The following is a 3,412-nucleotide window of genomic DNA, read 5'->3' as shown; positions in this document are numbered from 1 at the left end:
GGCGCACCGTCCTTGCGCTGCAGGCGCTTTGTGCGGCGCCCTAACAGGCTGCTGAAATACCTCGCCCCAAGGTCGACCCCTGCGCCTGCTCAAACGTTATAGACAAAGCAATATTGCAAGCCTCCCCAAATACCAGACCATGCGCGGCGCCGATACCTTCACCGAGAGCTTGTTCACCATGCGTCGCTTGGATGACTTTGTGCCTGAGAACCATCCCCTTCGCCCGGTGCGCAAGATGGTCAATCTGGCATTGAAGAATATTGAGCCGCTGCTCTCTGGCATGTACGCCGCCGACATCAAGGGTGGAAGGCCCAGCATTGCGCCAGAGAAGTTGCTGCGCGCCATGCTTTTGCAAATCTTTTACAGCATCCGCTCGGAACGTCTGCGGACGGAGCAGACGCAATACAACCTGTTGTTTCGCTGGTTCATAGGCCTGTCCATGGACGACACAGTTTGGGTGCCTACGGTCTTTAGCAAGAACCGTGAACGCCTGATTGAACATGACGCTGTCATCGAACTCTTCAATGAAGTTCTGGCCATTGCCAAAAAGAACGAATGGCTCTCGGGCGAGCATTTCAGCGTGGACGGAACGCTGATTCAAGCCTGGGCCGGGCACAAGAGCTTTGCGCGCAAAGACGGCAGCGACGATGACACGGGCAACTTCAAAGGCAAGAGTCGCAGCAACGACACCCACAAGTCAACTACCGATGCCGAGGCGCGGCTATACCGCAAGGGCAACACGGCCAGTGAGTTGCGCTTCATGGGTCACACCCTGAGCGACAACCGCCACGGCCTGATTGCCAGCGCCGTGGTCACCACGGCAGACGGCTATGCCGAGCGTGAAGCGGCCAAGGTGATAATTGCCGATGCCAAACAAGTCGCAGATGGCAAGGCCCAAATCACGTTGGGTGCAGACAAAGGCTATGACGCAGCAGAGTTCATTGAGGCGTTGACGAAAATGAAGGTGTTGCCCCATGTGGCGCAGAACACCAGCAACCGCAAGTCAGCGGTTCCAGAACACATTGCAGCCAGCGATGGTTACGTCATCTCGCAGCAAAAGCGCAAGCTCATCGAGCAAGGATTTGGTTGGGCCAAGTTTATTGGTCCGATTCGCCAGGTAATGGTGCGCGGTTTGAAGAAGGTGGACCAGTTATTCGTACTGACGATGGCGGCCTACAACCTCACGCGCATGCGTACCCTGGAACAAATCCGTCTGCAGACGACGTAGTGGTAGAAAAACGATGAAAAGAGACCTAAAACAACCGGAAATCGGCCCCAAAAGAGCCCGGTTTCCAAATTGCGAAATCAGTCCCGAGAAATCCCGCACATGAGGGTATCGAAGGCTGATTCGGCGACCAATATTTCAGCAGCCTGCTAATCAAACGAAAGGGGGTGCAGGCAGCGAAACAGGGCTGTCTGCCCAGTTTTCCAATTTGAGCGCTTCCACACGTTCGAATTCACGCATGTTGTTGGTCACCAGGGTGCAATCATCGGCCAGCGCGTGGCAGGCGATCCAGAGGTCATTGCCGCCGATGGGCGTGCCCGCCGCGCGCAGCCGTGTGAACTGCACGGCATAGTGTTCGCAGAGGAGTCGGCTGACACCGTAGCGCACGGGCACCACACGGGTCAGTTCGTCCAGGCGGCGCAGCACGTCAGGCTTGCGGGTACTGCGCTGCGCACCTTTGAGCAACTCGGCGAACGTAAAAAACGACATGCACAACTCCGCGCTGCTTTCCAGCGCATTGATGCGCTCGGCGACGATGGGGGGTTTGTTCTTGATCAGGTAGATCAGGATGTTGGTGTCCAACATGTACTTCACAGCGACTCCCGATCCTGCATGGGCAGCTGTTCAGCTTGCCCGGCCTCCAGCAAGGCCACGAACTCATCGTCGAACGCCTTCAGTGCGTCCAGCAAGGCGGCACCCCGGTCCGTGGGCATGGGGTGGAGCACCAGGTCACCGTCGGCATTGCGAAAAATTTCAACCCGGCTGCTCGCCAGCCTGAACTCCTGCGGAATGCGAACAGCCTGACTGTTACCGTTCATGAACACACGGCTAATGGCAGTTTGCATAAGAACAACTCCCGTACACACATTGATGTGTGTATTCTTAAATAGGAGAGCTTGTTTGTCAACACGCGCACCTATTCTCCCGTGCCGCTAGGCCAACACCTCTAATAATTGCTGCAGTGCAGCAAAAAACTTTCATTTATTCGAAATTTCCCTATAATTCATTCCATGTTGCACTGCAGCATAAATAGCGGGACGCGGCTTTTACTGAGCAGGCAGCCCGATTTGCCCCATCATTCAAGGAACCCGAAATGAACAACACCGCCGAACAACTCATCGCCACGAACAAAGCCAATCTGCAAGCACTGCAAGCCCTGACAACTCAAGCCTTTGCCGGCATTGAAAAGTTGGTCGAACTGAATCTGGCTGCCTCCAGGGCCACCTTGGGTGATTCCTTCAGCCATGCGCAAGCCGTTCTGGGTGCCAAAGATGCGCAAGAGCTGCTGGCTCTCCAATCCGCCGTGTTCAAGCCTTTTGCCGAAAAATCCGCGGCCTACGTCCAGCATGTTCAGACCATCGTGACTGGCAGCAGCGCAGAATTTACAAAAGCCGTGGAAGCCAAGACAGCCGAAGCACAAAAAGCATTCAGCGGCGTGGTGGAAAACCTGGCCAAGAACGCGCCTGCTGGCAGCGAAACCGCGTTGGCGGCCTTCAAGAGTGCTTTGACCGCTGGTCAGAATGCCGTTGAGTCCGCGCAAACTTCAGCCAAGAAGGCTGTGGAAACGGCTCAGTCGAACTTCACGGCAGTAGCCACCCAAACTGTCGATGCCGTCAAGAAAGCCACCAAAGTAGCTTAATTGCCAGCTGCCTCCGGGCAGTACGCATCAAACGGCACCTGCGGGTGCCGTTTGCGTTTTGAGGGCTGTGATCAAGCCTTGTTGATCGGGATGTAGATTTCCCCGCCGGCCTTTTTGAACTCCTCCGACATGCTCTGCATGCCCGACTCCAACGCCTGCTCGTCGCTCACGCCCTTGATTTTGGCGTACTCGCGCACCTCCTGCGAGATCTTCATCGAGCAGAACTTCGGTCCGCACATCGAGCAGAAATGCGCCACCTTGGACGAGTCTTTCGGCAAGGTTTCGTCGTGGAAGTTGCGCGCCGTGTCGGGGTCGAGTGACAGGTTGAACTGGTCCATCCAGCGGAACTCGAAGCGCGCCTTGGACAGCGCGTCATCACGCGCCCGCACCCCTGGGTGACCCTTGGCCACATCGGCCACGTGGGCGGCAATCTTGTAGGTGATGATGCCGACTTTCACGTCATCGCGGTCCGGCAAACCCAGGTGTTCCTTGGGCGTCACGTAGCACAGCATGGCGGTGCCAAACCAGCCGATCATGGCGGCGCCGAT

The 3,412-nt window shown here is 56.5% G+C and carries 5 protein-coding genes; 2 read left to right on the top strand and 3 right to left on the bottom strand.

Annotation, left to right across the window (positions count from 1 at the left end; all coding sequences use genetic code 11):
- Positions 1-139: 139 nt before the first annotated feature.
- On the top strand, positions 140-1,228 hold the full coding sequence (locus B3V69_RS01160) for an IS5 family transposase (protein WP_296443023.1): 1,089 nt from the start codon (positions 140-142) through the stop codon (positions 1,226-1,228).
- Between the two features lie 150 nt (positions 1,229-1,378).
- Here B3V69_RS01160 and B3V69_RS01155 read toward each other — a convergent pair whose 3' ends face one another.
- On the bottom strand, positions 1,379-1,810 hold the full coding sequence (locus tag B3V69_RS01155; RefSeq protein ID WP_296443026.1) for a type II toxin-antitoxin system VapC family toxin: 432 nt from the start codon (positions 1,808-1,810) through the stop codon (positions 1,379-1,381).
- Between the two features lie 5 nt (positions 1,811-1,815).
- Positions 1,816-2,070: an antitoxin gene (locus B3V69_RS01150; RefSeq protein ID WP_296443021.1), complete on the bottom strand. Its 255-nt coding sequence runs from the start codon at positions 2,068-2,070 to the stop codon at positions 1,816-1,818.
- A gap of 248 nt (positions 2,071-2,318) precedes the next feature.
- Between B3V69_RS01150 and B3V69_RS01145 the strand changes: the two genes are divergently transcribed.
- Positions 2,319-2,864 carry a phasin family protein gene (locus tag B3V69_RS01145; protein ID WP_296443019.1) on the top strand — a complete coding sequence of 182 codons (546 nt, stop codon included), beginning with the start codon at positions 2,319-2,321 and terminating at the stop codon, positions 2,862-2,864.
- A gap of 71 nt (positions 2,865-2,935) precedes the next feature.
- On the opposite strand, the gene B3V69_RS01140 is transcribed toward B3V69_RS01145, so the two are convergent.
- On the bottom strand, positions 2,936-3,412 hold a 477-nt coding region (locus tag B3V69_RS01140; protein WP_296443017.1), incomplete at its 5' end, for a phosphomethylpyrimidine synthase ThiC.

The sequence above is a fragment of the Rhodoferax sp. UBA5149 genome (assembly GCF_002413825.1).
GTDB lineage: Bacteria > Pseudomonadota > Gammaproteobacteria > Burkholderiales > Burkholderiaceae_C > Rhodoferax.
This window is presented reverse-complemented; position numbering and strand designations above follow the sequence as displayed.